Origin of the sequence: Flavobacterium psychrophilum DSM 3660 = ATCC 49418, from assembly GCF_002217405.1 — a bacterium.
GTDB lineage: Bacteria > Bacteroidota > Bacteroidia > Flavobacteriales > Flavobacteriaceae > Flavobacterium > Flavobacterium psychrophilum.
Genome location: NZ_MUHE01000011.1, coordinates 121,702 through 147,951, shown reverse-complemented (window position 1 = coordinate 147,951; position 26,250 = coordinate 121,702). Strand labels below are relative to the sequence as shown.

Genomic DNA, 26,250 nt, shown 5'->3' with positions numbered 1-26,250 from the left:
AAACAGATCAATCCTAAAACCTGTGGATTGACAAAAATTAGGTATAAATATTAGTTAGTCTAAAAAGGAAGAATTCTATATTTCTCACTCCTCTGAATTGTGCTCTAAACGCTTTAATTTTGGCATTAAAAGATTCTAGCCGAAGTATTTTGCTTCTGTTGTCAAAATAGTTTAAGATGGTTTGATAATGATTGATTATTGTTCTGGATATTGTATTGAATGACTTGAATCCAGACTGATTTACTTTTTCGTGCCATTTGGCTAATTTGGCAAAGCCTATTATTTTGTCGGTTGTATTTTCAAATATAGTGCGCAAGTCTTGGGTGAGATTGTATGCTTTATGAATATCAGGGTATAATTCAAATAATAAATTGCTCGTTCTATTTGGCTTTGCGACCATTTTGATTTGTTTTTGTACAAGAAATAGCGACTTCTGGCTTGTAATTGTTTCGTAGTATCTCCATTAGTCAATACTTCAGGTTCAAATCTTTTTTTATTTTTCTTGGCCGCTTCTATAGCCTCATTTTCTTGGTCTATAGCTTGCCAGCGATATTTGATTCTGATTTCTTGCAAAGCTTCTGTGGCTAGTTTTTGAACATGGAATCGGTCTGTTACACAGGTTGCATTTGGAAAACATTTCTTGGCTATTAAGCCCATATTTGCTGCCATATCCAGGGTAATTTCGGTAACTAGGTTTCTTTGTTTGAGAGGGATTTTTTCAATGATTCAATTACTGCATCTGCTTTGGTTCGAGAAACCATTGCTACTATAGTTCCTGCTTTACCTTTGGCGGATTTGTGGGTTAGAATTGTATAGAGTTCACCATTGGACAAGGAGGTTTGGTCTATTGACAAACGCTTGGCTATGTTTTTAGGAAAAAGCAGCCATTCTTTTGCGTGTTTTATTTGATCCCAGTCTTTAAAATGACTTAGAAATTCTTTGTATTGGATTGTAAATTTTAAAATACAAAAGTTAACATTTTATATTTCCCCACAACTTTTAGGATTTATCCCTTGATTCCCTTTCCAATTAAGATTGAATGAATAATTTGGTATATGCGCAAAAGAAAAAACCCTATAAATCATAAGATTTATAGGGTTTTGAAACCATTTGTTATTAAACTTGTGGGCGATGAGGGGTTCGAACCCCCGACCCCCTCGGTGTAAACGAGGTGCTCTGAACCAGCTGAGCTAATCGCCCTTTCGGGTTGCAATCTCTTGCGCTATTGCGAGTGCAAATATAAGACCTTTTTTTATATAAACAATCTTTTTTTTGAAATAAATTATTGTTTTTTTACTTCTTTTAAAACTACCTTGTCTTCATAATTTTCCACTATAACTTCAATAGGTTGATTTTTAATGGTTTTGCCAATTATCGTATATAATTTGCCTTTCGATATTTTAAGATTGCTTCTGCTAAAATCTACATCGCCATATTGTAAAGTGTTTTTTACATCGATGGTATCTAACCAATCTTCCGCTAATTCTTTTGATGCTACATTAGAGTAATAAAATGGTTTCGATCTTAAATTATTTAAAACCCTATCATTAGGAAAATAAGTGCAACGGGTATTTTTTTTATTTAATACAAAAAATAAAAATATGCAACCCACAAGGAATCCAAAAAGATAATAACTTAGTCTGTAAGAAAATTTCATTTTATTTTATTTTATTTTAGCAAAAGTAGCTAGAATTAACTGAATTTAGAATTTAAAATACAATTAAATTTATATCTCGATGATTCAAATTGAACCATTCGCCAATAGTTTTATTGGTTAAAATTCCGTGGTAGAAATAAACACCATTTTTTAGACCTGAATCGCAACGAATAGCACTTTCTATTCCACCATCATCTGCAATTTGAAGTAAATATGGTGTGATGATATTACTAATAGATAACGATGCTGTTTTGGAATATCTAGAAGGAATATTGGGTACGCAATAGTGAATAATTCCGTTTTTTATGAATGTAGGGTTTTCGTGAGTCGTAATTTCTGAAGTTTCGAAACATCCTCCTGTATCGATACTTACATCAATAATCACAGAGCCTTTTTTCATGTGTTCTACCATGGTTTGGCTTACTACAATTGGGGCTCTGTATTTTCCTCTTATTGCGCCAATAGCAACATCGCAACGTTGTAATGATTTTAGTAACGTTTTATTTTGAATGGTTGAAGTAAATATTCTTTGATTTAAATTGTTTTGCAAACGGCGTAATTTTGTTATTGAATTATCAAAAACTTTAACACTTGCGCCCAATCCTATGGCGGTTCTGGCAGCAAATTCTGCCACAGTTCCAGCACCCAGAATTACAACTTCGGTAGGAGGGACGCCTGTTATGTTTCCAAAAAGAAGTCCGTTTCCGAATTTACTTGCCGTTAGCAATTCTGCAGCCACTAGCACAGATGCTGTTCCTGCAATTTCGCTTAGCGATTTTACAGCTGGAAATGACCCATCTTCATCTTTAATGTATTCGAAAGCTAAAGCGGTTATTTTTTTCTTCTGTAGGGCTTCAAAATATTCTTTCTTTCTAGTCTTTAGTTGAATTGCTGAAATGATAATCGTTTTAGGGTGCATCATTTCTATTTCAACTAAAGTTGCAGGCTCTACTTTTAAGATCATCGGACAAGCCAAAACTTTTTTAGTATCGTTGGTTATTTCTGCTCCTGCATCACTATAATTCTTGTCGGAATAACTCGAATTTTCTCCTGCTCCTGCTTCTATCAAAACCCTATGACCTTGAGCAGTCATTGCATTTACGGCATCTGGTGTTAGGCAAATTCTGCGTTCCTGATAGGAGGTTTCTTTTGGAATACCAATAAAAAGTTCGCTCTTGTGCTTAGCTATTTCTAGTTTTTCTTCTTGTGGAAGTAAATCTTGTTTGCTAAAAGGTGTAATTGTCATGGTAAAAATCTTATTTTGCACAAATTACGAAAATTTAGTACATTTATTTAAGTTCAATTAATCTTTTATTGTTATTTAAGACTGAAATGGTAATTATCGAATGCTTTTCTGGTATTAAATCGGATATTTTTTCTGACCATTCTATAAAACACCAGTTTTCAGAATACAAATATTCATCTATTCCCATGTCTAGTGCTTCATTCTGATTTTTTAGTCGGTACAAATCAAAATGATAAATCAATTTATTATTATCGCTTTTGTATTCATTTACTAAAGAAAATGTAGGGCTACTTGTTGGGCTTTTTACCCCTAATTGTTTGCATAAAACTTTAATTAAAGTTGTTTTTCCAGCGCCCATTTCTCCGTTAAAGAGGATTAATTTTTCAGGATTTTTACTTAAAATTTTTTTTGAAACAATTTCAATTTCGTCAAGATTAAATTCGATTTTCATTTTAACAATATAATTATTGTTTATAGATTATTTTTTTGTTGCAGATTGTTAGATAATTATATAAATAAGGGTCTGCGCTAAAAATGAAATTTTATTTTTTTGGGCTAAATACTAAAAATGGTACAATAACTTCTTCGAGCGAAATTCCTCCGTGTTGGTAAGTATTTCGGTAATAACTTACATAATGATTGTAATTATTTACATAAGCTAAAAAAATATCATTTTTTGCAAAAATATAAATACTTGTCATATTTATAGATGGTAAACCAATTTTTTTAGGATCTTTTACTGCGTATACTTCTTTGTTTTCGTAAGTTAAACTACGGCCAGTTTTGTAACGTAAGTTTAAACTTGTATTTTTATCTCCTATAACTTTAGACGGATTTTTGCAATTTATTGTTCCGTGATCCGTGGTTATAATTAGTTTGAAGCCTAGTTTTTGAGCTTGTTGAATTATTTCTAGTAATGGAGAATTTTTAAACCAGCTTAAGGTTAATGACCGGTATGCTTTGTCATCTGATGCTAACTCTTTTACTACATCCATATCGGTTTTAGCATGCGATAGCATATCTATAAAGTTATAAACTACGGTAACTAATTTTTTGTCTTTTAATGATTTAAAATTTTCTGCTAATTTTTTTCCGTTATTTAGATTGGTTATTTTGAAATATTCTTGTTCGATATTTAAACCATTTCGTTTTAGCTGTGCGGTAAGAAATTCTGCTTCGTAAAGGTTTTTCCCTCCATCTTCGGTATCATTTTTCCAGTATTGTGGAAATTGTTTTTCCATTTCCGAGGGTAGTAAACCCGAAAAAATTGCATTTCGAGCATATTGTGTGGCTGTTGGCAAAATGGCAAAATAAGGGACTTCACTTTCTAGTTTGTAATGATTGTTTACAACGTTTTCGAAGGCTTTCCATTGGTCATAACGCAAGTTATCGATTACAACAAAAAGTACATTTTCTTCTTTTTTAAGTTCTGGAATAACTAATTTTTTAAATAAATCGTGAGATTGTACTGGCTTGTCGGCTTTTGGTTCGAACCAGTCTTCATAATTTTTTTCGATAAATTTTCCAAATAAATTATTGGCTTCTGCTTTTTGAGATTCTAGAATTTGAAACATATTTTGGTCATCAATATTCTCTAATTCAAGCTCCCAGAAGATTAATTTTTTATAAAATTCTACCCAATCTTCATAGGAATTGACCATATTCATCTCCATAGAAATTTTACGGAATTCTTTCTGGTAATCTAGTGTTGTTTTTTCAGAAATTAAACGCGAGTGGTCTAAATTTTTCTTTAAACTCAATAAAATTTGATTCGGATTGACAGGTTTTATCAAATAATCTGCAATTTTACTTCCAATTGCTTCTTCCATGATATGTTCTTCTTCACTTTTTGTAATCATGATTACAGGTATTGAAGATTTTTTTTCTTTTATTTCTGCAAGGGTTTCTAACCCTGACATTCCAGGCATATTTTCATCAAGAAAAACTATATCAAAATTTTCTTCTTGAAATATATCTACCGCATCACGGCCGTTATTACAAGTAGTTATGATATAATTTTTCTTTTCTAGAAATAAAATATGTGGCTTTAGCAAATCGATTTCGTCGTCTACCCAAAGTATTTTAATGCTGTTCATAGCGTTGTTTATGTTTTATGTCGCAATTTAATACTTATTATATATAGTATTCTTAAATTTATTCTAAAATAAATAGTAAGTTTTTTATAAATTATTATGAAATAATATTTTCTGTTTTTTTGGGTAGTCTAAAGTCCTTTTGTTATTTATTTTTTTAATAAATCTCTAATTTGTGTAAGCAATTCTTCTTGCGAAGGTCCTGCTGGTGCAGTTGGAGCTGCTTCTTCTTTCTTTTTTGCTTTTTCTGCAGCTCTTAAAACTACGAATATGAAGAACGAAATAATAATAAAGTTTATGATTGCTTGCACTAAATTTCCGTATGTTAAACAAGCTGCTCCTGCAGTTTTTGCTGCTGCTAAATCAGCATAGCTTTGTCCGTTTAAGGCAATAAATTTAGTTGTAAAATCTACTCCACCTGTTAATACTCCTACAATTGGCATAATAATATCATCAACTGCTGAACCAACAATTTTCCCAAATGCCCCACCAATAACAACCGCAGTTGCTAAACTTAATACGTCACCTTTCATTAAAGATGCTTTAAAATCTGCGAAAAAACCCATAATTTGTTTGTTTTTAAATTATTTTTAAAATTTTTAAAAAAAGCTAATTTAAGATTTTATTTTAATAAGAACCAAATTTCGTGTAATTATTCTCTGTAAAAAACCCGTTTTACCCTGCTTGAAATACTTGTTAATATTTCGTAAGGTATTGTTTTTGTTGCTTTTGCGATGGTGGTTACTGATGGGGTCTTGCCAAAGATAATTACTTGATTACCTTCAGAACAATTAATTTTTGTGACATCTATCATTAGCATATCCATACAAATACTTCCTACGATGGGGGCTTTTTGTTCATTAACTAAAACATAACCAACTTCATTTCCCCAAGCACGTGAAATTCCGTCGGCATAGCCTATTGGGATTGTAGCAATTGTAGTAGGTTTTTTTACCATAAACCGTCTATTATACCCTACGCTTTGGCCACTGTTTAAATTGCGAATTTGTGAAATTATCGATTTTAATGTCCCTACATTTTCAAGTTTTTTTGTTTCATTGGCATCATTAGAAACGCCATATAACCCAATGCCTAATCGAACCATATCAAACTGCGCTTGCGGATAATTGCTTATTGCAGAGGTGTTTGAAATATGGCGAATAGGATTTATTTTTAATTTTGTGGTAATTTTATTAGATATTGTATCAAAATCTGAAATTTGTTTTCGGGTAAAAATATCCTGTGCTAAATCATCGCTTGCCGCTAAATGAGACAAAATACTTTTTACCAAAACTGAATCATGCTTTTGTAATATTGAGATGAGTTCTGGAATAATTTGCGCATCAAAACCCAAACGATTCATACCTGTATTTATCTTAATATGTATAGGATAACTGGTAAGTTCTTTTTGTTGGGTAATTTTTATAAATGCTTTCAGACCTCGAATACTATATATTTCGGGTTCTAAATTGTATTGAATTATCGATGGGAAACTGGTCATTTCTGGATTTAGAACCATGATAGGTAATTGAATGCCTGCTTGGCGGAGTTCGATTCCTTCATCGGCGAATGCCACACCAAGATAATTTACTTTGTGGTGGGCGAGGAGTTTGGCAATCTCAAATGAGCCACTTCCGTAACCAAAAGCTTTTACCATAACCATGATTTTGGTTTTGGGATTTAGTTTCGATTTGAAGTAATTTAAATTATGGCTTATGGCATTAAGGTTAATTTCTAAAACTGTTTCATGTGTTTTTTCCTCGAGTAAGGTTACAATTTTTTCGAATTCGAAATGTCGAGATCCTTTTATTAAAATAGTTTCGTTTGTAAAATCTAGATTGTCAAAATCTTCAATAAAATCATTTGTTGAAAGGTAAGAAATGACATTGAGAAACTTGTTTTTATATTTAGAAATTACACCTCCAATGCAAATTACTCGATTTATTTTGTTTGAAATAATAAGCTGAGAAACACGAACATATAAGTCTTCGTTTTCTAATCCTGACTGATAAATATCTGATAAAATGAGTGTTTTTTTTAAGTGTTGTTTTTGATTTTCAAGAAAATCTAAAGCTATTTTTAAAGACTGAAAATCAGAACTATAACTATCATCAATTAAAGTACAATTGTTAATTCCGTTTTTTACCTTCAATCGCATTTCGACTGGAAATAATTGAGAAATACGATGCTTAATTGTATCTAAATCATACTTCAAATATAACATTACCAAAATGCAATGCATGCTGTTTTCTAGTGAAGCTTCATCAATAAATGGAATTTTTATTTTAAAATATTTCCCCTGATTTGTAATATTCAAAAGAGCATGATCATTGAGTGTTTTTTTCTGAAAAAAAACATCGGCAGACTGATCATTTGTACTCCAAGTAAAAGTATTAATCTCTTTGTTAATAAAAGTTTCGATGGTTTTATTCTTATTAAGAATTAAAACTTCTACGGCAGTAAATAGCTTGAGTTTTTCTTTTATTTTCTCAGAAATATCAGCAAAACCTTCATCATGAGCGGTCCCTATATTGGTTAAAATCCCAATGGTTGGCTGTATTATTTTTTGAAGATTTTCCATTTCGTCTTTGGTAGAAATTCCGGCTTCAAAAATGCCTAAATTATGATTTTCATTAATTGCAATCACAGAAAGGGGAACGCCAACTTGCGAATTGTAGCTTTTAGGACTTCTAATTATATTATAATCAGGACTTAATAAGAAATTAAGCCATTCTTTTACAATGGTTTTTCCGTTGCTTCCTGTAATTCCTATGATTGGAAAATGAAATAAATTACGATAATAACGGGCAAATATTTGTAAAGCTACAAGAGTATTTTTTACAATTAAAAAATTTGCTTTGCCAGTTAATCTTTTAGGAATATAGGTAACTACAAAGTTTTTAACACCTTTGGAGATTAAATCTCCAATATAAATATGGGCATCATTATTAGGACCAACTAGTGCAAAAAACAAAGTGTTTTCGTTGTTTTGAAGCGAACGACTATCTATCGAGATATTATCGTAGTAAATATTATCGTCAATACCCTGAAAATTGGCATCTAGAATAGGAATTATATTGTGTAAGGATATAGTCAATGGGTCCAATTTTTTTTATTATAAATGTTCAGCATCTTTTACAATCATATTTTCTCTCATGGCATTATAATATGCGGCACGACTTAAGGGTTCGTATTCTTCGGTTTCGCCAAGCATAACGAGTTTGTCATTATCGGTTTTGCGAAAACTATAATTGGCCAAATTTCCTGTACGGGTACAAACGGCGTGTACTTTTGTAACATATTCTGCCGTTGCCATAAGTGCTGGCATGGGGCCAAAAGGATTTCCTTTAAAATCCATGTCCAATCCAGCCACAATAACTCTAATGCCTGAATTGGCAAGGTCATTACAAATTTTTACAATCTCGTCATCAAAAAATTGCGCCTCATCAATCCCAACAACATCGCAACCTTGGGCTAAAATTGCAATGTTTGCAGCTGCGGGAACAGGCGTAGATCTAATCTCGTTTTTGTTGTGCGAAACCACCATTTCGTCATCATATCTGGTATCGATAGTGGGTTTAAAAATTTCGACTTTTTGTTTGGCAAATTGTGCTCTTTTTAATCTACGAATTAACTCCTCGGTTTTACCCGAAAACATCGATCCGCAAATAACTTCAATCCAACCAAACTGCTCTTTATGATTTACTGTATTTTCGAGAAACATTTTTTATTTTTATAATGATAAAAATGAATAGTTTTTATTACTTTGTAACAGAACAAATTTATTAAAAAAACATAGCTTTAGAGCGTATAATTGTAAAAGTTATAAAATAATTATTTTAAAGCATTTTTGTAATAAAAGTAACTCTACATATAAAATAAATATTTCAAAATATACAAATGAAAAAGAAGTTAGAAGCCGAATTAATTAGCATTGCACACAAAATTTTGAAGCTAAAAAATAAGGAAGATGTACGGGAATTACATCATCAAACACAAAGGTTATATGAAAAACTTTCTGTACTATTATTTGTTGAAGAAAATTTTGGCGATATAAAACCAACAATTTCATTATATGATATTGAAAATAAATTAGAGAAAGCATTTGATTTTGATGAAAAAATCATTGTGGCAGAAATTAAAGAGGAAGAATTACTTGTCAAAATAAATGATGAGCCAACAATTGTACATATTATAAATGAAGAAATACTTCCAGTAGAAGCTATTGCTGAAGAAATAATAGTAGTTGTTGATGAACCAGAAATAGCAACAGAAGAATGGCCAATTATCGAAATTTCTAAACCAGAAAAAAAGCAAGTTTCTATAGATGATTTTTTGAGTAATATGCAACCAGAACCTGTTTTTGAAAGGGTTTCTAACATTAAAAAAACAGAAGATTCTGCAATTGCAGTTGAAATTTTAGAAGATAAAACTGAAAAAGAAACTTTTTCTGATAAAGTAGATCTTAAACCTGTTACAAATCTTAATGACAAACTTAACAAAAGTATTAATATTGGATTAAATGACAAACTAGCTTTCGAAAAACAATTATTTGATGGTAGCACAGAAGATTTTAATAGAGTAGTGTCTCAAATCTCTACTTTCAATTCCTTAGAAGACGCCAAGAATTTTATCGAAGAAATGGTAAAACCAGATTACAACGATTGGAAAGGAAAAGAAGAATTTGCAAATCGTTTTATGGAATTTGTAGCCAGTAAATTTGTATAAATGGGGAAATTATATCTAGTTCCAACACCAATTGGTAACCTTGAAGACATGACTTTTCGTGCCATTAGGGTACTAAAAGAAGTCGATTTAATTCTTGCCGAAGACACTCGTACAAGCGGAAAACTCTTAAAGCATTTTGAGATTTCGACCCACATGCACAGCCATCACATGCACAACGAGCACAAAACCATCGAGAATATTATAAAACGCATACAAACTGGCGAAAATATTGCTTTAATTTCCGATGCAGGAACACCAGCCATTTCAGACCCAGGATTTTTGCTCACACGAGCTTGTGTAGAAAATAATATAGAAGTAGATTGTTTGCCAGGAGCAACAGCATTTGTGCCCGCTCTAGTAAATAGTGGTTTTCCTAATGATAAGTTTATTTTTGAAGGTTTTTTGCCCGAAAAAAAAGGCCGTCAAACCCGTTATTTGGCTTTAGCCGAAGAAACCAGAACCATGATTTTATATGTTTCGCCACACAAATTAGTAAAAACATTAGCAGAATTTGTTCAGTATTTTGGAGCCGAAAGACCTGTTTCTGTTTCCCGAGAAATCTCTAAACTTCACGAAGAAACCATTCGAGGTACAGCCGAAGAAGTTTTAAGCCATTTTGAAATAAAACCACCAAAAGGGGAAATTGTGGTTATTGTGGGCGGAAAAATTGCTGCAAAAGAAAAAAAAGAAAGTAAATTTGATAACGAGGATTAATATATGCAATTAAAAGATTTTATAAAAAAACTACATGAATCACCTATAAGAATAACTTTTGAAGAAACTATAGCGGTAATTGAACAAAATTATATTTTTACTCCAACAGCTTTTAAAAATGGTTCTCAATATAACAATATAGGCGAAAATTCAGGTTCTTGTAAATTATTTGCTTTCGGATTATTGCAAGAATTATCAGTAAATCAGATGCTTGCTTGTTTTGGTTCTTATTATTTTGAAGATGTTTTAGGAAATCCAGAAGGTACAAATCATCAAAATATCCGTAATTTTATCAAAACGGGCTGGAATGAAATTCAATTTGAAGGAGAAGCTTTGATTTTAAAAGCATAAATAATTAAAAAAAAAACTTAAATACCTTATATAATTTAAAATATAGGTATTTAAGCTTATTTTTGTTTTGTAGCAATATAAATTCTTATTCTACATTCAAATCAACAAACGAGAACGTATTTCCACTAAACAATCCTTTGTCAGATAGCTTCAAATCAGGAATTACTAGCAGTGCCATAAACGAAAGTGTCATAAATGGCGCTTTTAGCGTACTCCCCAAATCTTTTGCCATGGCATCAATTTCTTGGTACAATTTCCCCGTTTCCCAAGCATCTTTATCACTCATAATTCCTGCAACTGGTAAGGCTAATGATTTATTTTGAGTACCATTTACAGCGCAAATTCCGCCAGTATTTTTGATAATCAAATTAACAGCATTGCAAATTTCTTCGTCCGATGTTCCAACGACTACAATATTATGGCAATCATGGGCTACAGAACTGGCAATAGCACCTTTTTTTAAACCAAAATTCTTAATAAAAGCAATTGCTGGAGTTGTATTTTGATAACGATTTACAACTGCCATTTTCAGAATATCATTCTCTATATCTGAAACTAATTTTCCGTTTTTAATAAATGAATTGTGATGAATTTCATTGGTAATTAACTGTCCTTCTAAAGCTTCAATGACTCTAATTTTTTCTGCTAAACTTGGAATTTCGAAATCACTAATTTTCTTTTTGGTAATATTAAAGTTATTTGGCGTTTCAAAATTAATATTTTCTACAAATGATTGTCCGTTTTCGGCAACCAATTCACCATTTATATAAGTTTTATTGACTTTAAAATTGACTAAATCTTCTACAACAATAAAATCGGCTGCATCATTTTTTTTCAACAAACCCACCTTCATTTTGTAATGATGAACTGGATTTACACAAGCCACTTGCAAGATTTTAAAAACATCAATTCCTTTGGCAACCGCTCTGGCACACAGTAAATTAATGTGTCCTAAAATCAAATCATCAGGGTGTTTGTCATCGGAACAAAACATCATGTTTTCGTAATTTGCTGGAAGTAAGCTTATTAAGACTTCAAAGTTTTTTGCAGCACTTCCTTCCCGAATAATAACTTTCATACCAAGAGATAATTTTTCTTGTGCTTCGCTATAAGTAAAGCACTCGTGATCGGTTGTAATTCCTGCCGAAATATATTTTTTGATAGGTTCTCCTCGCAATCCTGGTGCGTGACCATCAATAGGTTTGTTGAAATGTTTTGCCCAAGCAATTTTTTTTAAAACTTCGTCATCATCAAATAAAACTCCAGGATAATTCATCATTTCCGACAAATAATAAATATCAGGAGAAGCCATCAATTCTTTAATTTCTTCAGAATCGATGATGGCACCAGCAGTTTCAAAGGCCGTTGCAGGAACACAAGATGGCGCTCCAAAATGAAATTTTAACGGTACTTGTTTTCCGTTTTCAATCATATAATAAACCCCTTTTTTTCCCAGTACATTGGCAATTTCGTGCGGATCAGAAATGGTAGCAACGGTTCCGTGTAGGACAGCAATTTTTGCAAATTCTGAAGGAACAAGCATAGAACTTTCGATATGAATATGTGCATCAATAAATCCTGGAAGAATATAGTTTTTTACCTCATGATTTTTCTCAATTATTGATATGATTTTACCATTTTGAATAGTAATTTCACCGGAATAAATTCGTTTGTTTTCTATATCTACAATTTGTCCTTGAATTTGCATTTGTTTTATTTTAAATAAAGTAATAAATGTTAAAAGTAATACCATTTTTTATTTTTGCAACATTTTTATCTATTGTAAAGAGTTATTGTTGTTATTTTGTTGCGATTTATAATTGTTGTATCGCGGCTAATGAGTGCCTTTTTGTATTTTTACAATTATAAAGTAGTAAAAATGAAAACTAAAAAATTGTGTTAATAAATAAATTTAAACCTAATTCTAAATCCTTCAAAAATACTTTTTGTGTTTTTAATGAAGTCGAAATTAAGACTGTCGAATTTTTAATTCCGAATTATAAAAGCCAATCAGGAAGCGACTATTTTTATACCGAAGTAGGAATGTATCGTTTGTCTAATCATTGGGGAAGATTAGCAAATAGCAAATGGCGATTGGTTGCTTTCGAACCAGAATCAGAATCTAAAAGAAAGTTAGGTTTTGCAAAATGGGACAGTTTTTATCCAGACAATAACCTTGAAAAGCTATATTATTTAGAAGCCAATTTTGATAAAAAAACGATAAATTACCAACATAAAAATAATCCTAATTTTAACAATAAACCAGTTTTAAGAAATACACTAGAAACGGCAAAAAGAATAAAACAGGCCAGAAATATATTAACCTTAACCAGTTGGGCAAAATATTTTAGTAATAAAAATATTGATGAATTAAGAGAAAAAATCATTAATGAATTAATTTTCACCAATAAGAACTTAGAAGAAATAAAACGCAATTATCATGAGTAGAAACACCGAAAAGAATATCAAAAAGCACAATGATAAGTTGCACAAAGCTCAGGATAAGGTAAAAAAAGCAAAAACAGATAGAGCTGCACAACTAAAAGCAATCGTAAAAAAATTTAATGAGCAAAAAGAATAGTTTTGTGACAAATTTGATAAAAAAAAGGTTTAGAAATTTTCTAAACCTTTTTTTTATTACTCGTGATCTGGTTTCAGATTAAATAAAGCGAAGTTTTTAGATTTTTTTTCGTAAGCTTTAAAAGAAATATCGCTTGGATTTGTAATAGCGGTTTTTAGCGTGATTTTGTCGCCTAATTTAAAATTAGAAACTACCATTTTATAATCTAATAAATATTCTCCGCAAAAGAAATTTCCGTTTTCATCTTGCTCAATTAGTCCTGTAAAAAGACCTTTTTTTTCTAGCGATTTTGTCATAATAATATTCTATAAAGAAAGGGCAAAGGTAGTATTAATCTTTAAAAATTGTTTCTAAAAAGCTTGATATTTTTAATAAAATAAAGGTAAACTATGCTTTTTGTTTTATAATACCTTTCAGATTGGTTGGTGTTGCGTTTGCCTAAAAACTTTAATAGAAAATAATATAAATAAAAATGAGATTCTAAAACAGCCCAAAAATGCTTAAACTTTCCTTTTGTCAAGAAGCGTATTGCTGCAATTGCGTCTAAGCACATTCTAATAAAAAGTACTGGAAATAATTTGTTTTTTGGAAGATTTTTAGCAAGCATCCATAATGAATTTCTAAAATTAAGGAAAGTTTTTTTTGGATTTTCGGTATTTAGAGTTGCGCCGCCCACATGATATACAGTAGATTTCCCGCAATATTTTGCAATATATCCTTTGTTAAATGCTCTCCAGCATAAGTCGATTTCTTCTTGGTGTGCAAAAAAATCAACATCAAAACCATTTAGTTCTCGGAAAATTTCTTTTCTAATAAAAAAGCAAGCACCAGAAGCCCAAAATATTTCTGTTGTATCGTTGTATTGTGCGTTATCTTTTTCGATAGTATCAAAAATGCGCCCACGGCAAAAAGGGAAGCCATATTTATCTATAAATCCGCCACCAGCACCAGCATATTCAAAGCATTTCTTGTTTTTAAAATCAAGAATTTTTGGCTGAACGATACTCGTTTTAGGTTCATTTTCAAATAAACTAATAATAGGTTGCAACCAGTTTTTAGTAACTTCAATATCGGAGTTCACTAATGCGTAAATTTCTTCTTCAACATCTTGTAAAGCTTGGTTATATCCTTTTGCAAAACCAAAATTTTTATTGTTTTGGATAATTTTTACCTCGGGAAAATGGCTTTTTACAAATGTAATAGAAGCATCAGTAGAAGCATTATCTGCTACATAAATCGTTGCTTGATCTGAATGTCGGACGATTGAAGGTAAAAATTGTTCTAATAATTTTTGCCCATTCCAATTGAGAATTACAACAGCTATTTTTTTGTCTTTCATCAATAATCTATTTTATAAACTCTGGCAGTTCTTTCAAAAACAAATATTTTTGGTTTTCAAAATCCATTTTACAAAAATAATGATTTAAACCATTAGTTACCATTAAATATTTTGCCTCTAAAACAATGTTGTATCTTGCAATCTGATCGAAAGTATTTTGTGATATAGGAACCTCTGGAGCTTTGCACTCTATTAATAAAAATATTTTTCCATTTGGCTCAAATACTACTATATCGTATCGCTTGGTTAAGCCATTTATTTTAATGATTTTCTCGACATTAATATATGATTTTGGATATTTTTTTTCTTCTAATAAAAAACAAATTACATTTTGACGTACCCATTCTTCTGGTGTAAGTACTATAAATTTTTTACGAATTTCATCAAAAATAGAAACTTTATTTTCACTATTTTTGAACCGAAATGTATAAGTTGGAAAATTTAGTTTTTGCATTGTACAAAAGTATTAAATAAGTTTAAATTTTTCGTTTTTCAAATCTGAAATAAGCGAATGTTGAACAACGAATTTTGAAATAAATAATGGACGAGGTACTAAAAATAATTAACGATATAAAAGCTGGAAATATAAAACCTATTTATTTTTTAATGGGCGAAGAGCCTTATTATATTGATAAATTGTCTGAATATATCGAAAAAAATATTCTGCAAGAGCATGAAAGAGATTTTAATCAGACGGTTTTATATGGTCGTGATGTTACGATTGAAGACGTAGTTTCGAATGCAAAACGGTATCCAATGATGGCAGATCGTCAGGTTGTCATTGTAAAAGAAGCTCAGGATTTAATTAGAACAATAGATAAATTAGAATCTTATGCCGAAAACCCTCAGCCAACAACTGTTTTAGTTATTTGTTATAAGTATAAAACTTTAGACAAACGCAAGAAAATAACTAAAATATTAGCTCAAAAAGGGGTGGTTTACGAGAGTAAAAAATTATACGAAAACCAAGTAGGTGAGTGGCTAAAGCGAGTTTTGTCAGGAAAAAAATTAAATATAGAGCCTAAAGCATCTGCCATGTTGGTCGATTTTCTAGGAACCGATTTGAGCAAAATTGCCAACGAATTGGATAAATTAGCCATTATATTACCACAAGGAAGTACTATTACACCAGCTATTATTGAAGAAAATATAGGTTTTAGTAAAGATTTTAATATATTTGAATTTAGAAAAGCCATTGGCGAGAGAAATCAATTAAAATCATACAAAATTGCCGACCATTTTGCGCAAAACCCAAAGGATAATCCTATGGTTGTTACGACAAGTTTGGTTTTTAGCTTTTTTATTCAATTGCTAAAGTACCATGGGCTAAAAGACAAAAACCCAAAAACGGTGGCTCCTATATTAGGTGTAAGCCCTTTTTTCTTAAAGGATTATGATATTGCTTTGCGCAATTATCCTATGAAAAAAGTGAGTCAAATTGTGGCTTCTTTACGTGATATTGATGTAAAAAGTAAAGGTGTTGGTGCAAATGCTTTGCCTCAATCTGATTTGTTGAAAGAAATGTTGGTTAAGATTTTTAATTAACATAGGAAAATATTTAAAAAATACTGATATTTGCCCCCCTCAAATTAAACAAACATAAAGTTATGGGAATGAATAAAAATACAATTTTAGGTTGGGCAACTTTAATGATGGTGGTAATGGGCTTGGTCTTAATAGGTCTTGGTGCTTACCGATATGCCGATGTAGCGGGTTGGGGTTTTGCAACTGTTGGTTTAGGTTTTTTGCTAAATGCTTGGGTTTTCAGCTCATTGAAGGGTAGGCTTTAGCACTTTTTTACACGAATAAAACCCTTTTTAAAAGGGTTGTTTTATTTTTTGTAACTTCAGTTTTAGATTAAGATAAGTTACATTTTTTTTTATTTTACTATACTTATAGCAATATTTTATTTTGGCTACATGACCTGTTTTGGATTCATATAGTTACAGATTTTCAATATGCTTTTTTTAGGCTAAGCGAAAAAGCATTTATTACGAACCAACCTTCTAACTTATAGATAATTGCGATTAATTTTTTACCAGCTTCTGCTTAATATTCACTATCATCTAAATCTTCAATAATCTTTTTTCGTTTTTCATCTGATAGAGCAAATAATTCTTGAAGAAAAAGTATCATTTTATTTAAAAAGCAATAATCATTTACTGCAAGACCTTTTTTTCAAATTCCAATTAATGAGCTCACTATTGGGAAATCTTTAAGCTTTCCTTTTTCTAGTTTTAAATTTTGTCAAATCTGATTCGGCAATAGTTTCGATAAGTGATTTTGAAAGTTTATTTTTATCATAAATTTGTTTTTCTGCCCATAAATAGTGCTTAACTACAAATATAATGCTGTTTTATTATCTAATGCAAATAGTCTATTTTTATTTCAAACATTTTGTCCCAGTTTTTTCCAGTTACAAAAATGGTTTTGGTTCTAGGATTGTAAGCAATACCGTTCAAAGTATCGGCATCGCTAACTTTTGCTAACTTTCTTAAACCAGATAAATCTACAAGTGCTTCAACAGCACCTGTTAAAGGATTTATGATTATGATAGCATCTTTTTCCCAGATATTGGCATATATTTTTTGGTCAATCCATTCTAGTTCGTTTATTTTTTTAATCTTACTAGTGTTAGTATATACATTTATAAAACTAATCATTTTTTGATTTTCGGGATTCATTTTCCAGATTTTCTCGGTTCCGTCAGATTGATAAATATATTTTTTGTCGTTTGTCATACCCCAACCTTCTATATTTTTATCAAATTGAAATGTTTTTTCTAGTTTTAAAGTATTGGCATCGTAAATAAAACCTGTTGCTTCTTGCCAAGTTAACTGGTACATTTTTCCATTAATAAAAGTAATTCCTTCTCCAAAATATTTAGAGTCTAAAATTGTTTTTTGTAATGTTTTACCTGTTTTATGATCTGTTTTTACAAAATAAGAGGATCCTTTTTGACCTGTACTTTCATACAAATAATCACCATAAAACTCTAAACCCTCCGTAAATGAATCTATGTTGTGCGGGTAAGTATTTAAAAGTTTATAGGTTAATATTTTGGGTTCTATACTTGAAAGCATTTCTATTCTTGTCGAATTTTCTTCTTTTAATCCTTCAAAATGCGCTACAGCTTTTAGGTTTTGATAGCCTATTTTTTGATTAATCAATGAAAAATTAAAAGAGGAATTGCCTTTTGCAGTACCAATTTTTGTGTCATTATTATAATAAGTTACGGAATCTATTGTTTTATTTGCTTCGTTTTTTAATGTTAGATTAATTGTATCACTATTGTGAAACATCGATTTAAACTTACTTTCATCGATAGAAAATAAATTTTTAGAATTATTTTTATCCCCACAACCAATAAAAATAAAGGTTAATGATGTGATTACTAATGTTTTATATTTTTTCATTTTTAGCTATTTTGTGAATACAATATATAACTTCATTTTATATAAACAAAAGTACTTGCAAAAATATAAAAAGGTTGTATATTTGCAACGGCAAGTCCTACACGACCAGCTCCTGCAGACTCCTCCAGGGTGGGAACGCAGCAAAGGTATGTGGTTGAGCGGTGCGATGTAGGTCGCTTGCCATTTTTTAAATCTGACATTGTTCAGATTTTTTTTGTTTATAGATATTCCTACTTTTATGAATTTATCTTGGCAAATTGTTCGTTTCGAACTCAAGGAAACTTTTTCGATAGCTTATGGGAATTATTCCCATAGAGATGCTTTGATTGTTAAACTAAATTATAAAGGTATTTCAGGTTATGGAGAATTATGTGGTTTAAATAGCTTACTAGATTAAATTTTGCATTTAAAATATAAAAAATGAATAAAGTAGTTTTAATAACTGGTGGTTCATCAGGAATAGGAAAGTCCATTGGAGAATTTTTGCATCAAAAAGGATTTATTGTGTATGGTACCAGTAGAAATCCAGAAAGAATTAATAATTCGATCTTTCCGTTAGTGGCACTAGATGTTCGTGATGCAATTTCAATTGAGAGGGCAGTTGCAGAAGTTATTGAAAAATCTGGAAGATTAGATGTGGTAATAAATAATGCAGGTGTAGGAATTACTGGCCCAATAGAAGAAATTCCGATACAAGAAATTAAAAATCATTTTGATACTAATTTCTTTGGCGCCATAGAAGTAATGAAAGCTGTTTTGCCACAAATGCGAACTCAAAAATCAGGGTTAATTATTAATATTACTTCGATTGCGGGTTATATGGGCTTGCCTTATCGGGGAATTTATTCGGCATCGAAAGGCGCTTTAGGACTAATTACAGAAGCCATTCGTATGGAAACTAAATCTTTTGGCATACACGTTACTAATATTGCGCCAGGGGATTTTGCTACTAATATCGCTGCAGGTCGTTATCATGCGCCAGTTATAAAAGGTTCTGCTTACGAAATTCCTTACCAAAACACCTTAAAATCGATGGATGAACATGTAGATTCTGGCAGCAATCCTAACGAAATGGCACAAGCAGTTTTTGCAATTATTCGAAATCCAAATCCTAAAATACATTATAAAGTAGGGGCTTTTATGCAAAAAATTTCTATTGTATTGAAAAGAATTTTGCCAGATAAAGTGTATGAAAAAATGTTAATGAACCATTATAAGCTTTAATAAGAATTACGAATAAAAAATTACGAATTACGAATTAAAAATGAGGTTTAAAATTAATCATCTTTTTACCATTGATATTGTTTTTTGTCATTAATATTGAAATTGAATTTGTAATTTTGTTTCTCGCGTGAGTGATTGAGGCGTTATCCTTTTTTGAGGAACGAAAAAAAGATATAGCCGAAAGCACGACCCAGCTTTTTTTGCTGGGGCACGCCCAAATTTTAATAATAATATTAAATTATATAAAATATGAAATTTTTTATAGACACAGCAAATCTTGCACAAATAAAAGAAGCACAAGCACTTGGTGTTCTTGATGGCGTTACGACAAATCCGTCGCTTATGGCCAAAGAAGGAATTACGGGAAAAAATAACATTTTGAAGCATTATGTTGATATTTGTAATATTGTAGAAGGTGATGTTAGTGCCGAAGTAAATGCCATGGATTATGACGGAATGATTCGTGAGGGCGAAGAATTAGCTGAATTACACGATCAAATTGTGGTAAAATTGCCTATGACTAAAGAAGGAATTATGGCTTGTAAATATTTTTCTGATAGGGGAATTAGAACAAATGTTACTTTAATTTTCTCGGCTGGACAAGCGCTTTTAGCGGCAAAAGCGGGGGCAACTTATTGTTCGCCATTTATAGGACGATTAGATGATATTTCTACTGATGGTTTAAATTTGATTCAGGAAATTCGTGATATTTATGACAATTATGGTTTTGAAACGCAAATTCTTGCAGCATCAGTTAGGCATACTATGCATGTGGTTAATTGTGCCAAAATTGGTGCCGATGTTATGACTGGTCCTTTGTCATCTATTTTAGGTTTGCTAAAACATCCTTTGACAGATATTGGAATTGCACAGTTTATTGCCGATTTTGAGAAAGGAAATAGATAGTTTTTAATTTCAAAAAGCAATATCAATTACAATAAAAAAAGCAATTTCAGTTTGAATGAAATTGCTTTTTTACTTTTGCCTAATGCCTAATGCCTAATGCCTAATTCTATTTCAAATAATTTTCGAAATTAGCATCAAATAAACTTACAAAACCATTTTTTATTTTTCCACCGGGATTTATAAGCATGGCACGATGAATTTTAGTAATTACCCATTTATTTTTAATATCTTGAAAATTTGTGGCGTGCAATTCGGTTGTGTTTTTAAAATTATATTTAGATAATGTATTTCTCCATTGCTTGTCGGAAGTGTCTATATTTATGGCTACAAAATTCCAATTTGGGTATTTTATTTTCAATTCGGTAATTCGTAGGTGCACTAATTCTAGATGTGATTTTGCTTCGGAACTCCAGAAGAAAAGAACTGTTTTTTTAGTAAATAAATTCTTTATTGTGACGGGCTTTTCGTTTTTATCGACTAAATTAATAGTTGGTAATAATTTATTAGGCAATAAATACTGAATAGATTCTTGTATTTTCTTAATTTCTTTTTGCTTTTCCATATCGGTAGAAAGCTTAAAATATTTATCTAAAAAGGATTTATTACTTATCATGTTTTGATCTTCAAGTAAATACATGAAAGTAATGTTGTTTAAAACTGAATTTTTTATTTTAACATTTGTAAATAGTGAATCGGCAACCTGCAATTTTTTGATGTTATTTTCTAATGATTTTTCATCATTGTCTTTGCAAGTTACATTGTTAAGCATAGATGTTAGGTAGCGAACAAAGGGAGAAAAAGTAGTTAATTTTTCGTTGTTAAAATCTATTTTTTTTCTAAAATTATAATAATCTTTTGGTATATCGTTACAAGATTTTTTATTTGTACGACGCTCATGCACAAATGGATACATTTCTTTTTTAGTAAAATAGGGCATCTCTAGCATTGCTTTTGCATATAAGTCAAAATCTTCACTCCAGCCTAATTCTGTTTGTCTTCTTAAATAGAAAGCTTTGCTTGTATTATAATTTTTTTCTATGTCTTTTGAAAATGTTTTAAAATCTTTATCATATAAATCGAATGAAGCATTTTTTTCGGCTTCATTTTTCAAAAAAAGTTCCATGAGGAAGTTGTTTTTTTCGTCGCCACGCCCACAAAAAGTAAGAGAATTATCAAACTCATTTGTGTTTAAGCGAACCATTAAACTATCGTTTTTTTCGAAGTAAATTTGCTGATATTCTGGTTCATGCTTAAAAGTGTACATGCCTGGAACTAGGGAATCGTATTTTTTTAGAAACCTGTTTTTATGATCTAAAATGATAGTATCTATAACTTCATTGTCTTTGCATAAAAAGACATATTTTGAGTTCGGATTTATTATTTCTCCCCCAAAATAAGCTTTAAAACCTTCTTCTGTTGTTCCTTGTTTGCAAGAGCACAAAAGTGAGATGGCGGTAATAGGAAGTAGGTAAATTGTTTTTTTGAAATAGGCAATCATCGAAATATATTTATGATAAGCAAATGTATTTTTATAATTGATAATATGCTGTTAATAGACAGTTAAAATATAGAACTAATGAGCAAGTTATTAGTCTTGTATATAATAAAATTTTGTTGCTTATGGGTTTATTATGTATAAAAAAAACAAAAACAATATAAATTAATATAGCCAATTTATCTGCGTTATGATTTGCCATTATCTATCTCACATCTAAATCAAAAGTAGATACACAAGCGCTAAATCCGATGATAAAAAGTATAACAGATGCTAATAGAGTTTGTAAAGCTTTTTTACGATTTTTTTTATCAAAAATTAGATAAAGTATTGATATGAAAAATGAAATTATACTTATTCCAACAATTAGGATACTAATAAAATTAATAATTTTATTCATTTTTGATTAGCTTAAACTGATTAATGCAATGCAACCACCAAAACCGATGATAAAAACTATTACAGAACCAATTAGTAATTTACTAGCTAGTTTGTTCTTTTTTTTACTAAAAATTGCCATAAAAAAAGCTATCACAAATGTAAAAACAGTTAGTGTCATTATGATTAAATAAAGGGTTAAAAAAAAATTTTCCATAATATTACATATTTAATTCTTTTCTAATTTCTTCAATTTTATTATCACGATAAAAAATATTCATCGTTTCAAAAGGTACAATTTTATAGCGTTTGTCTACAATATGAACACAAGATTTCTTCACAGCACGAACATCAAAATCATAAGGATCCATAAAATTCATGATTAGAATTCGGAATAAATTATCGTAATGCAAATTATCACTTTGTACTCTGGGTAAGCAGCACATAAGTTCTCCCATGATTTGGTCTTCAGCACAATCGACCGAAATTCCTGTGCTAAAAAGATTTAACATGTGTGTTTTTAGTTTTTCGTCATGCTCGAAAACTATGGTGTTTTTAGAATTGTTTAGCAAATCTTCAGGATTTATTAAATGCGTCATTGGGAAAACATCATCGTCAATTTTTAAGGCATAAGCCATGCACAAAGCATCAGGATTACAGGGTACTGGAATTAAATCCTGTGGCGTAAATAAGGGATATTGTTCATAAATTTTGCGTCGCACTTCAGTCAGTGTGATTCTTCCTTCTCCGTCATTATAATCTTTGTTACGACCAGCAACTTGTGTGGGCTGAAAAGTAACGCCACGAATACATTTTTGTGTTAAGGCATACTTAATAATTTCTCCTATTTCGTCGTCGTTTTCGCCTTTTTGAAGGGTAACGACTAAGGTTGTCGAAATATTAAATTGGTTCAAATGGTCTATTGCTTTCTTTCGCACTTCGGTTAGATCTTCGCCACGCAATTTCTCTAAAACTTCTTTTTTAAAACTATCAAATTGTAAATACAGCTCGAAATCGGGCATATAAGTGGCTAATTTTTCAACAAATTTTATATCCTTTGCAATTCGAATTCCGTTGGTGTTGACCATTAGATGTTTAATAGGTTTGGACTTTGCAATATCTAAAATTCTAAAAAAATCTGGGTGCACCGTTGGTTCGCCACCAGAAATCTGAATTACATCAGGTTCTCCTTCATTTGCCACCACCGCATCGAACATTTTTTCTATTTCTTCAAGAGTTCTATGCCTCCCATAATTGGGTGCAGAACTGGCATAACAAGTAGGGCAAGAAAGATTGCAACGATCGGTAACTTCAATAACCGTGAGGCATGAATGTTGTTCGTGATCTGTACACAAACCACAATCGTATGGGCAACCATAATGTACTTTGGTATTAAATTTCAAAGGCATTTCCGATTGTTTGTTATAATTTCTAATTTGTTTATAATACTCAACATCATCGGCAATCATTACTTTGCTATCTCCGTGGGTTTTGCAATGTTTAAGCATAAAAACCTTATCGTCCTGAAAAACAATTTTTGCATCTATTGTATGCAAACATTCTGGGCACAAACTTTTTGTGTAATCGTAATAGATATAATCTCTTGTTTTCATTAAGAAAATAGGTTTTTAAATGTTCTAATCATAAACTTCCAATAATATACAAAAATAAAAATGGCACTCCACTGGATACTACTTAAATTTAAGAAAATAGGATGATAGGGTTTGATAAATTCTACTGCAAATCGATAAGTGAAATATAAAATCATAAATAGTTTGAAACGTTCTCCATTCTTCATCGATTTACTTTTTAATTTACTAAATAAAACAAAAAGTAAAACCATATACATCATTTCGTATAACGCCACAGGATGTCGAAGTTTGCCATCACCCAAATTCATTCCCATAAAAAAAGTGGTTTCTATACCAAAAGTTGGCTCCGCAATTCCGGATAAAAAACAACCAATTCGTCCAATAAAAACCGCTATTATAATAGGTATTACATAAACATCTCCCGAAGCAATACTCACTTTAATAATTTTTTTGGTAATTTCTACACCAAATAATCCGCCTAGAAATCCGCCAGCCACGGTTTTACTTTGGTACAAACTCAAGAGTGTAATTTGGTTTAAAGTCTCTGGAGATTCTAAAATAGCAATTAACCTCGAACCAACAAGCGCACCAAGCATGGCACCAAGCATTATCCAAAGGCGATTCATATCTGAAATTGGATCTATAATTCCATTTTTTTGATGATAATACAGTCTAATTCCAATTACAAAAGCCATTGTTTCGAAGAAATAATGAATAGGAGCAACGGTTTCAAAAATATTAAAGGTAACAGGAAAGTTCATTAATTTTATTTTTATGAATTATAACACGAAACTCATACCGTAAACTTCCACTATTTTTGTTACTTTTGCAAGACTTTTATAAAAATAAATAAATCAATGTTAACAATTTCAAATTTATCAGTACAATTTGGTAAGCGAATTTTATTCGACGAAGTAAATACAACCTTTACACAAGGTAATTGCTACGGAATTATTGGCGCTAATGGTGCTGGAAAATCTACATTTCTTAAAATAATTGCAGGCGAAATAGATCCAACTTCGGGTCGTGTTATCCTAGAACCGGGAAAACGTATGTCGGTTCTAAACCAGAATCATAATATGTTTGATGATCTTACGGTTCTTGAAACAGTGATGATGGGAAATAAGGTTTTGTTTGCTGTAAAAAAAGAAATGGATGACTTGTATGCAGATTATACCGATGCAAATGCAGATAGAATAGGAGAGTTACAAGTTCGTTTTGAAGAAATGAATGGTTGGAATGCCGAATCTGATGCAGGTGCAATGCTTTCTAATCTTGGAATTTCTGCCGATTATCATTATACTTTGATGGGCGATATGGAAGGAAAATTGAAGCTTCGTGTTTTGTTAGCACAAGCCTTATTTGGTAATCCTGATGTGCTAATTATGGATGAGCCTACCAACGACCTGGATTTTGAAACCATAGGTTGGTTAGAAAATTTCTTGGCAAATTACGAAAATACAGTTTTAGTAGTTTCTCACGACAGACACTTTTTAGATTCAGTTTGTACACACGTTTCCGATATCGATTACGGAAAAATAAATCATTATTCAGGAAACTATACTTTCTGGTACGAATCATCTCAGTTAGCAGCAAAACAAAGAGCGCAGCAAAATAAGAAAGCCGAAGAAAAGAAACAAGAATTAGAAGAATTTATTCGTCGTTTTAGTGCCAATGTTGCAAAATCTAAACAAGCCACTTCTCGTAAAAAAATGATCGATAAATTAAATTTATCAGATATAAAACCTTCCTCTCGCCGTTATCCAGCTATTATTTTTGATACCGAACGTGAAGCAGGAGATCAGATTTTGAATGTTGAAAACCTAAGCGCTTCGATAGATGGTGAGGTTTTATTTAAAAATGTAGATTTGAATATGGCAAAAGGAGATAAAGTAGTTATTTTTTCGAAAGATTCTCGTGCTACTTCAGCTTTTTACGAAATATTAAACGGAAATATGACTCCTGATTCTGGTACTTTCGATTGGGGAATTACAACCAACCAATCCTATTTGCCAGCAGACAATCACAGTTTTTTCGAAAATGATTTGACACTCGTAGATTGGTTGCGCCAATGGGCAAAAACCGAAGAAGAGCGTGACGAAGTTTATGTACGTGGTTTCCTAGGAAAAATGATTTTTTCTGGCGAAGAAGCCTTAAAAACTGGTCGGGTTTTATCTGGAGGAGAAAAAGTACGTTGTATGTTATCTCGCATGATGATGATGCGTGCCAATGTGTTGATGCTTGATGAACCAACTAATCACTTAGATTTAGAGTCGATTACAGCGTTTAACAACTCGTTAAAAAACTTTAAAGGGTCGATATTATTTACCACACATGACCATGAGTTTGCACAAACTGTTGCCAATCGTGTGTTAGAAATTACACCAAAAGGAGTGATAGACCGTTATACCACTTTTGATGAATATCTGGAAGATGAGAAAATTCAGGAATTAAGAAAGAAAATGTATTCTTAGATGATATAGAAAACTCCAGTAATTACTGGAGTTTTTTTATAGGTTATTTATGCTCA

General features: G+C 31.1%; 26 protein-coding genes, 1 tRNA gene, 1 other RNA gene and 1 pseudogene. 12 read left to right on the top strand and 17 right to left on the bottom strand.

Annotation, left to right across the window (positions count from 1 at the left end):
- Positions 1 to 37 precede the first annotated feature (37 nt).
- The 9 genes and pseudogenes from B0A57_RS03855 to B0A57_RS03815 all read right to left on the bottom strand — a co-directional run bounded on the left by B0A57_RS03855 (position 38) and on the right by B0A57_RS03815 (position 8,720).
- A pseudogene (locus tag B0A57_RS03855) lies at positions 38 to 657 on the bottom strand (ISAon1 family transposase).
- A gap of 468 nt (positions 658 to 1,125) precedes the next feature.
- A tRNA-Val gene (locus B0A57_RS03850) sits at positions 1,126 to 1,200 on the bottom strand.
- Between the two features lie 82 nt (positions 1,201 to 1,282).
- Complete coding sequence (locus B0A57_RS03845) at positions 1,283 to 1,657, bottom strand: DUF4258 domain-containing protein (protein ID WP_011963214.1); 375 nt, start codon at positions 1,655 to 1,657, stop codon at positions 1,283 to 1,285.
- A 52-nt stretch (positions 1,658 to 1,709) separates the two neighbouring features.
- Entirely contained in the window at positions 1,710 to 2,903 is a 1,194-nt protein-coding gene (locus tag B0A57_RS03840; protein WP_011963213.1) for an alanine dehydrogenase, read from the bottom strand.
- A 43-nt stretch (positions 2,904 to 2,946) separates the two neighbouring features.
- Positions 2,947 to 3,354: a tRNA (adenosine(37)-N6)-threonylcarbamoyltransferase complex ATPase subunit type 1 TsaE gene (gene tsaE / locus B0A57_RS03835; RefSeq protein WP_034098128.1), complete on the bottom strand. Its 408-nt coding sequence runs from the start codon at positions 3,352 to 3,354 to the stop codon at positions 2,947 to 2,949.
- Between the two features lie 91 nt (positions 3,355 to 3,445).
- Positions 3,446 to 4,999: a T9SS response regulator signal transducer PorX gene (gene porX, locus B0A57_RS03830; RefSeq protein ID WP_011963211.1), complete on the bottom strand. Its 1,554-nt coding sequence runs from the start codon at positions 4,997 to 4,999 to the stop codon at positions 3,446 to 3,448.
- Between the two features lie 146 nt (positions 5,000 to 5,145).
- Positions 5,146 to 5,562, bottom strand: a complete 417-nt coding sequence (mscL, locus tag B0A57_RS03825; RefSeq protein WP_011963210.1) for a large conductance mechanosensitive channel protein MscL — start codon at positions 5,560 to 5,562, stop codon at positions 5,146 to 5,148.
- A gap of 86 nt (positions 5,563 to 5,648) precedes the next feature.
- Positions 5,649 to 8,093: a bifunctional UDP-N-acetylmuramoyl-tripeptide:D-alanyl-D-alanine ligase/alanine racemase gene (locus B0A57_RS03820; RefSeq protein WP_034098129.1), complete on the bottom strand. Its 2,445-nt coding sequence runs from the start codon at positions 8,091 to 8,093 to the stop codon at positions 5,649 to 5,651.
- 18 nt (positions 8,094 to 8,111) lie between these two features.
- A complete protein-coding gene (locus B0A57_RS03815; protein WP_011963208.1) occupies positions 8,112 to 8,720 on the bottom strand; it encodes a thymidine kinase in 609 nt (202 codons plus the stop codon).
- A 176-nt stretch (positions 8,721 to 8,896) separates the two neighbouring features.
- On the opposite strand from B0A57_RS03815, the gene B0A57_RS03810 reads away from it, so the two are divergent.
- From B0A57_RS03810 to B0A57_RS03800, 3 genes are read left to right on the top strand one after another with little or no spacing between them, the layout of a single operon-like run.
- A complete protein-coding gene (locus B0A57_RS03810; RefSeq protein WP_034098131.1) occupies positions 8,897 to 9,724 on the top strand; it encodes a hypothetical protein in 828 nt (275 codons plus the stop codon).
- A complete protein-coding gene (rsmI, locus tag B0A57_RS03805) occupies positions 9,725 to 10,438 on the top strand; it encodes a 16S rRNA (cytidine(1402)-2'-O)-methyltransferase (protein ID WP_011963206.1) in 714 nt (237 codons plus the stop codon). It abuts the gene before it with no gap.
- Between the two features lie 3 nt (positions 10,439 to 10,441).
- A complete protein-coding gene (locus tag B0A57_RS03800; RefSeq protein ID WP_011963205.1) occupies positions 10,442 to 10,789 on the top strand; it encodes a HopJ type III effector protein in 348 nt (115 codons plus the stop codon).
- 85 nt (positions 10,790 to 10,874) lie between these two features.
- On the opposite strand, the gene ade is transcribed toward B0A57_RS03800, so the two are convergent.
- Positions 10,875 to 12,497 carry an adenine deaminase gene (ade, locus tag B0A57_RS03795; RefSeq protein WP_034098186.1) on the bottom strand — a complete coding sequence of 541 codons (1,623 nt, stop codon included), beginning with the start codon at positions 12,495 to 12,497 and terminating at the stop codon, positions 10,875 to 10,877.
- A 188-nt stretch (positions 12,498 to 12,685) separates the two neighbouring features.
- Between ade and B0A57_RS03790 the strand changes: the two genes are divergently transcribed.
- Both B0A57_RS03790 and B0A57_RS03785 read left to right on the top strand, forming a co-directional pair.
- Positions 12,686 to 13,237, top strand: coding sequence for a hypothetical protein (locus tag B0A57_RS03790; RefSeq protein ID WP_011963203.1), 552 nt, complete (start codon positions 12,686 to 12,688; stop codon positions 13,235 to 13,237).
- Positions 13,230 to 13,370 (top strand): hypothetical protein, encoded by a 141-nt coding sequence (locus B0A57_RS03785; RefSeq protein WP_011963202.1) that lies wholly within the window; start codon positions 13,230 to 13,232, stop codon positions 13,368 to 13,370. The genes B0A57_RS03790 and B0A57_RS03785 overlap by 8 nt, the downstream gene beginning before the upstream one ends.
- 56 nt (positions 13,371 to 13,426) lie before the next feature.
- Here B0A57_RS03785 and B0A57_RS03780 read toward each other — a convergent pair whose 3' ends face one another.
- Genes B0A57_RS03780 through B0A57_RS03770 form a run of 3 tightly spaced genes read right to left on the bottom strand, consistent with a single transcriptional unit; the run spans position 13,427 to position 15,163 of the window.
- The gene (locus B0A57_RS03780; protein ID WP_011963201.1) at positions 13,427 to 13,666 is read right to left on the bottom strand and encodes a hypothetical protein; all 240 of its coding nucleotides are present in this window, start codon (positions 13,664 to 13,666) and stop codon (positions 13,427 to 13,429) included.
- A 41-nt stretch (positions 13,667 to 13,707) separates the two neighbouring features.
- Positions 13,708 to 14,709 (bottom strand): glycosyltransferase family 2 protein, encoded by a 1,002-nt coding sequence (locus B0A57_RS03775; protein WP_011963200.1) that lies wholly within the window; start codon positions 14,707 to 14,709, stop codon positions 13,708 to 13,710.
- A 7-nt stretch (positions 14,710 to 14,716) separates the two neighbouring features.
- Positions 14,717 to 15,163, bottom strand: a complete 447-nt coding sequence (locus B0A57_RS03770; protein ID WP_011963199.1) for a type I restriction enzyme HsdR N-terminal domain-containing protein — start codon at positions 15,161 to 15,163, stop codon at positions 14,717 to 14,719.
- A gap of 86 nt (positions 15,164 to 15,249) precedes the next feature.
- Between B0A57_RS03770 and holA the strand changes: the two genes are divergently transcribed.
- On the top strand, positions 15,250 to 16,254 hold the full coding sequence (gene holA / locus B0A57_RS03765) for a DNA polymerase III subunit delta (protein ID WP_011963198.1): 1,005 nt from the start codon (positions 15,250 to 15,252) through the stop codon (positions 16,252 to 16,254).
- Positions 16,255 to 16,316: 62 nt separating this feature from the next.
- Complete coding sequence (locus B0A57_RS03760; RefSeq protein ID WP_011963197.1) at positions 16,317 to 16,499, top strand: CAL67264 family membrane protein; 183 nt, start codon at positions 16,317 to 16,319, stop codon at positions 16,497 to 16,499.
- Positions 16,500 to 17,072: 573 nt separating this feature from the next.
- Here the strand turns inward: B0A57_RS03760 and B0A57_RS03755 are convergent.
- Complete coding sequence (locus B0A57_RS03755) at positions 17,073 to 18,125, bottom strand: glutaminyl-peptide cyclotransferase (protein WP_034098134.1); 1,053 nt, start codon at positions 18,123 to 18,125, stop codon at positions 17,073 to 17,075.
- Positions 18,126 to 18,213: 88 nt separating this feature from the next.
- Between B0A57_RS03755 and ffs the strand changes: the two genes are divergently transcribed.
- The 4 genes from ffs to fsa all read left to right on the top strand — a co-directional run bounded on the left by ffs (position 18,214) and on the right by fsa (position 20,255).
- Positions 18,214 to 18,311: signal recognition particle sRNA small type (gene ffs / locus B0A57_RS03750), an RNA gene on the top strand.
- 13 nt (positions 18,312 to 18,324) lie between these two features.
- A complete protein-coding gene (locus B0A57_RS12045; protein WP_162179047.1) occupies positions 18,325 to 18,522 on the top strand; it encodes a hypothetical protein in 198 nt (65 codons plus the stop codon).
- 23 nt (positions 18,523 to 18,545) lie between these two features.
- The gene (locus B0A57_RS03745; protein WP_011963194.1) at positions 18,546 to 19,349 is read left to right on the top strand and encodes an SDR family oxidoreductase; all 804 of its coding nucleotides are present in this window, start codon (positions 18,546 to 18,548) and stop codon (positions 19,347 to 19,349) included.
- 249 nt (positions 19,350 to 19,598) lie between these two features.
- The gene (gene fsa, locus B0A57_RS03740) at positions 19,599 to 20,255 is read left to right on the top strand and encodes a fructose-6-phosphate aldolase (protein ID WP_011963193.1); all 657 of its coding nucleotides are present in this window, start codon (positions 19,599 to 19,601) and stop codon (positions 20,253 to 20,255) included.
- A 106-nt stretch (positions 20,256 to 20,361) separates the two neighbouring features.
- On the opposite strand, the gene B0A57_RS03735 is transcribed toward fsa, so the two are convergent.
- The 3 genes from B0A57_RS03735 to B0A57_RS03715 form a co-directional block, all read right to left on the bottom strand.
- Positions 20,362 to 21,753, bottom strand: coding sequence for a thioredoxin family protein (locus tag B0A57_RS03735; RefSeq protein ID WP_034098136.1), 1,392 nt, complete (start codon positions 21,751 to 21,753; stop codon positions 20,362 to 20,364).
- A 596-nt stretch (positions 21,754 to 22,349) separates the two neighbouring features.
- Positions 22,350 to 23,741 carry a radical SAM protein gene (locus B0A57_RS03720; RefSeq protein ID WP_034098140.1) on the bottom strand — a complete coding sequence of 464 codons (1,392 nt, stop codon included), beginning with the start codon at positions 23,739 to 23,741 and terminating at the stop codon, positions 22,350 to 22,352.
- Entirely contained in the window at positions 23,741 to 24,481 is a 741-nt protein-coding gene (locus tag B0A57_RS03715; protein ID WP_034098141.1) for a prolipoprotein diacylglyceryl transferase, read from the bottom strand. Before B0A57_RS03715 ends, B0A57_RS03720 begins: the two co-directional genes overlap by 1 nt.
- Before the next feature lie 96 nt (positions 24,482 to 24,577).
- On the opposite strand from B0A57_RS03715, the gene B0A57_RS03710 reads away from it, so the two are divergent.
- Complete coding sequence (locus B0A57_RS03710; RefSeq protein WP_011963187.1) at positions 24,578 to 26,194, top strand: ABC-F family ATP-binding cassette domain-containing protein; 1,617 nt, start codon at positions 24,578 to 24,580, stop codon at positions 26,192 to 26,194.
- The last annotated feature ends 56 nt before the right edge of the window (positions 26,195 to 26,250 follow it).

Coding starts and splice junctions, on each gene's coding strand:
- B0A57_RS03845 (WP_011963214.1), bottom strand. CDS start 1,657: ATGAAATTTTCTTACAGACTAAGTTATTATCTTTTTGGATTCCTTGTG.
- B0A57_RS03840 (WP_011963213.1), bottom strand. CDS start 2,903: ATGACAATTACACCTTTTAGCAAACAAGATTTACTTCCACAAGAAGAA.
- tsaE (WP_034098128.1), bottom strand. CDS start 3,354: ATGAAAATCGAATTTAATCTTGACGAAATTGAAATTGTTTCAAAAAAA.
- porX (WP_011963211.1), bottom strand. CDS start 4,999: ATGAACAGCATTAAAATACTTTGGGTAGACGACGAAATCGATTTGCTA.
- mscL (WP_011963210.1), bottom strand. CDS start 5,562: ATGGGTTTTTTCGCAGATTTTAAAGCATCTTTAATGAAAGGTGACGTA.
- B0A57_RS03815 (WP_011963208.1), bottom strand. CDS start 8,720: ATGTTTCTCGAAAATACAGTAAATCATAAAGAGCAGTTTGGTTGGATT.
- B0A57_RS03810 (WP_034098131.1), top strand. CDS start 8,897: ATGAAAAAGAAGTTAGAAGCCGAATTAATTAGCATTGCACACAAAATT.
- rsmI (WP_011963206.1), top strand. CDS start 9,725: ATGGGGAAATTATATCTAGTTCCAACACCAATTGGTAACCTTGAAGAC.
- B0A57_RS03800 (WP_011963205.1), top strand. CDS start 10,442: ATGCAATTAAAAGATTTTATAAAAAAACTACATGAATCACCTATAAGA.
- ade (WP_034098186.1), bottom strand. CDS start 12,497: ATGCAAATTCAAGGACAAATTGTAGATATAGAAAACAAACGAATTTAT.
- B0A57_RS03785 (WP_011963202.1), top strand. CDS start 13,230: ATGAGTAGAAACACCGAAAAGAATATCAAAAAGCACAATGATAAGTTG.
- B0A57_RS03780 (WP_011963201.1), bottom strand. CDS start 13,666: ATGACAAAATCGCTAGAAAAAAAAGGTCTTTTTACAGGACTAATTGAG.
- B0A57_RS03775 (WP_011963200.1), bottom strand. CDS start 14,709: ATGAAAGACAAAAAAATAGCTGTTGTAATTCTCAATTGGAATGGGCAA.
- B0A57_RS03770 (WP_011963199.1), bottom strand. CDS start 15,163: ATGCAAAAACTAAATTTTCCAACTTATACATTTCGGTTCAAAAATAGT.
- holA (WP_011963198.1), top strand. CDS start 15,250: ATGGACGAGGTACTAAAAATAATTAACGATATAAAAGCTGGAAATATA.
- B0A57_RS03760 (WP_011963197.1), top strand. CDS start 16,317: ATGGGAATGAATAAAAATACAATTTTAGGTTGGGCAACTTTAATGATG.
- B0A57_RS03755 (WP_034098134.1), bottom strand. CDS start 18,125: ATGAAAAAATATAAAACATTAGTAATCACATCATTAACCTTTATTTTT.
- B0A57_RS03745 (WP_011963194.1), top strand. CDS start 18,546: ATGAATAAAGTAGTTTTAATAACTGGTGGTTCATCAGGAATAGGAAAG.
- fsa (WP_011963193.1), top strand. CDS start 19,599: ATGAAATTTTTTATAGACACAGCAAATCTTGCACAAATAAAAGAAGCA.
- B0A57_RS03735 (WP_034098136.1), bottom strand. CDS start 21,753: ATGATTGCCTATTTCAAAAAAACAATTTACCTACTTCCTATTACCGCC.
- B0A57_RS03720 (WP_034098140.1), bottom strand. CDS start 23,741: ATGAAAACAAGAGATTATATCTATTACGATTACACAAAAAGTTTGTGC.
- B0A57_RS03715 (WP_034098141.1), bottom strand. CDS start 24,481: ATGAACTTTCCTGTTACCTTTAATATTTTTGAAACCGTTGCTCCTATT.
- B0A57_RS03710 (WP_011963187.1), top strand. CDS start 24,578: ATGTTAACAATTTCAAATTTATCAGTACAATTTGGTAAGCGAATTTTA.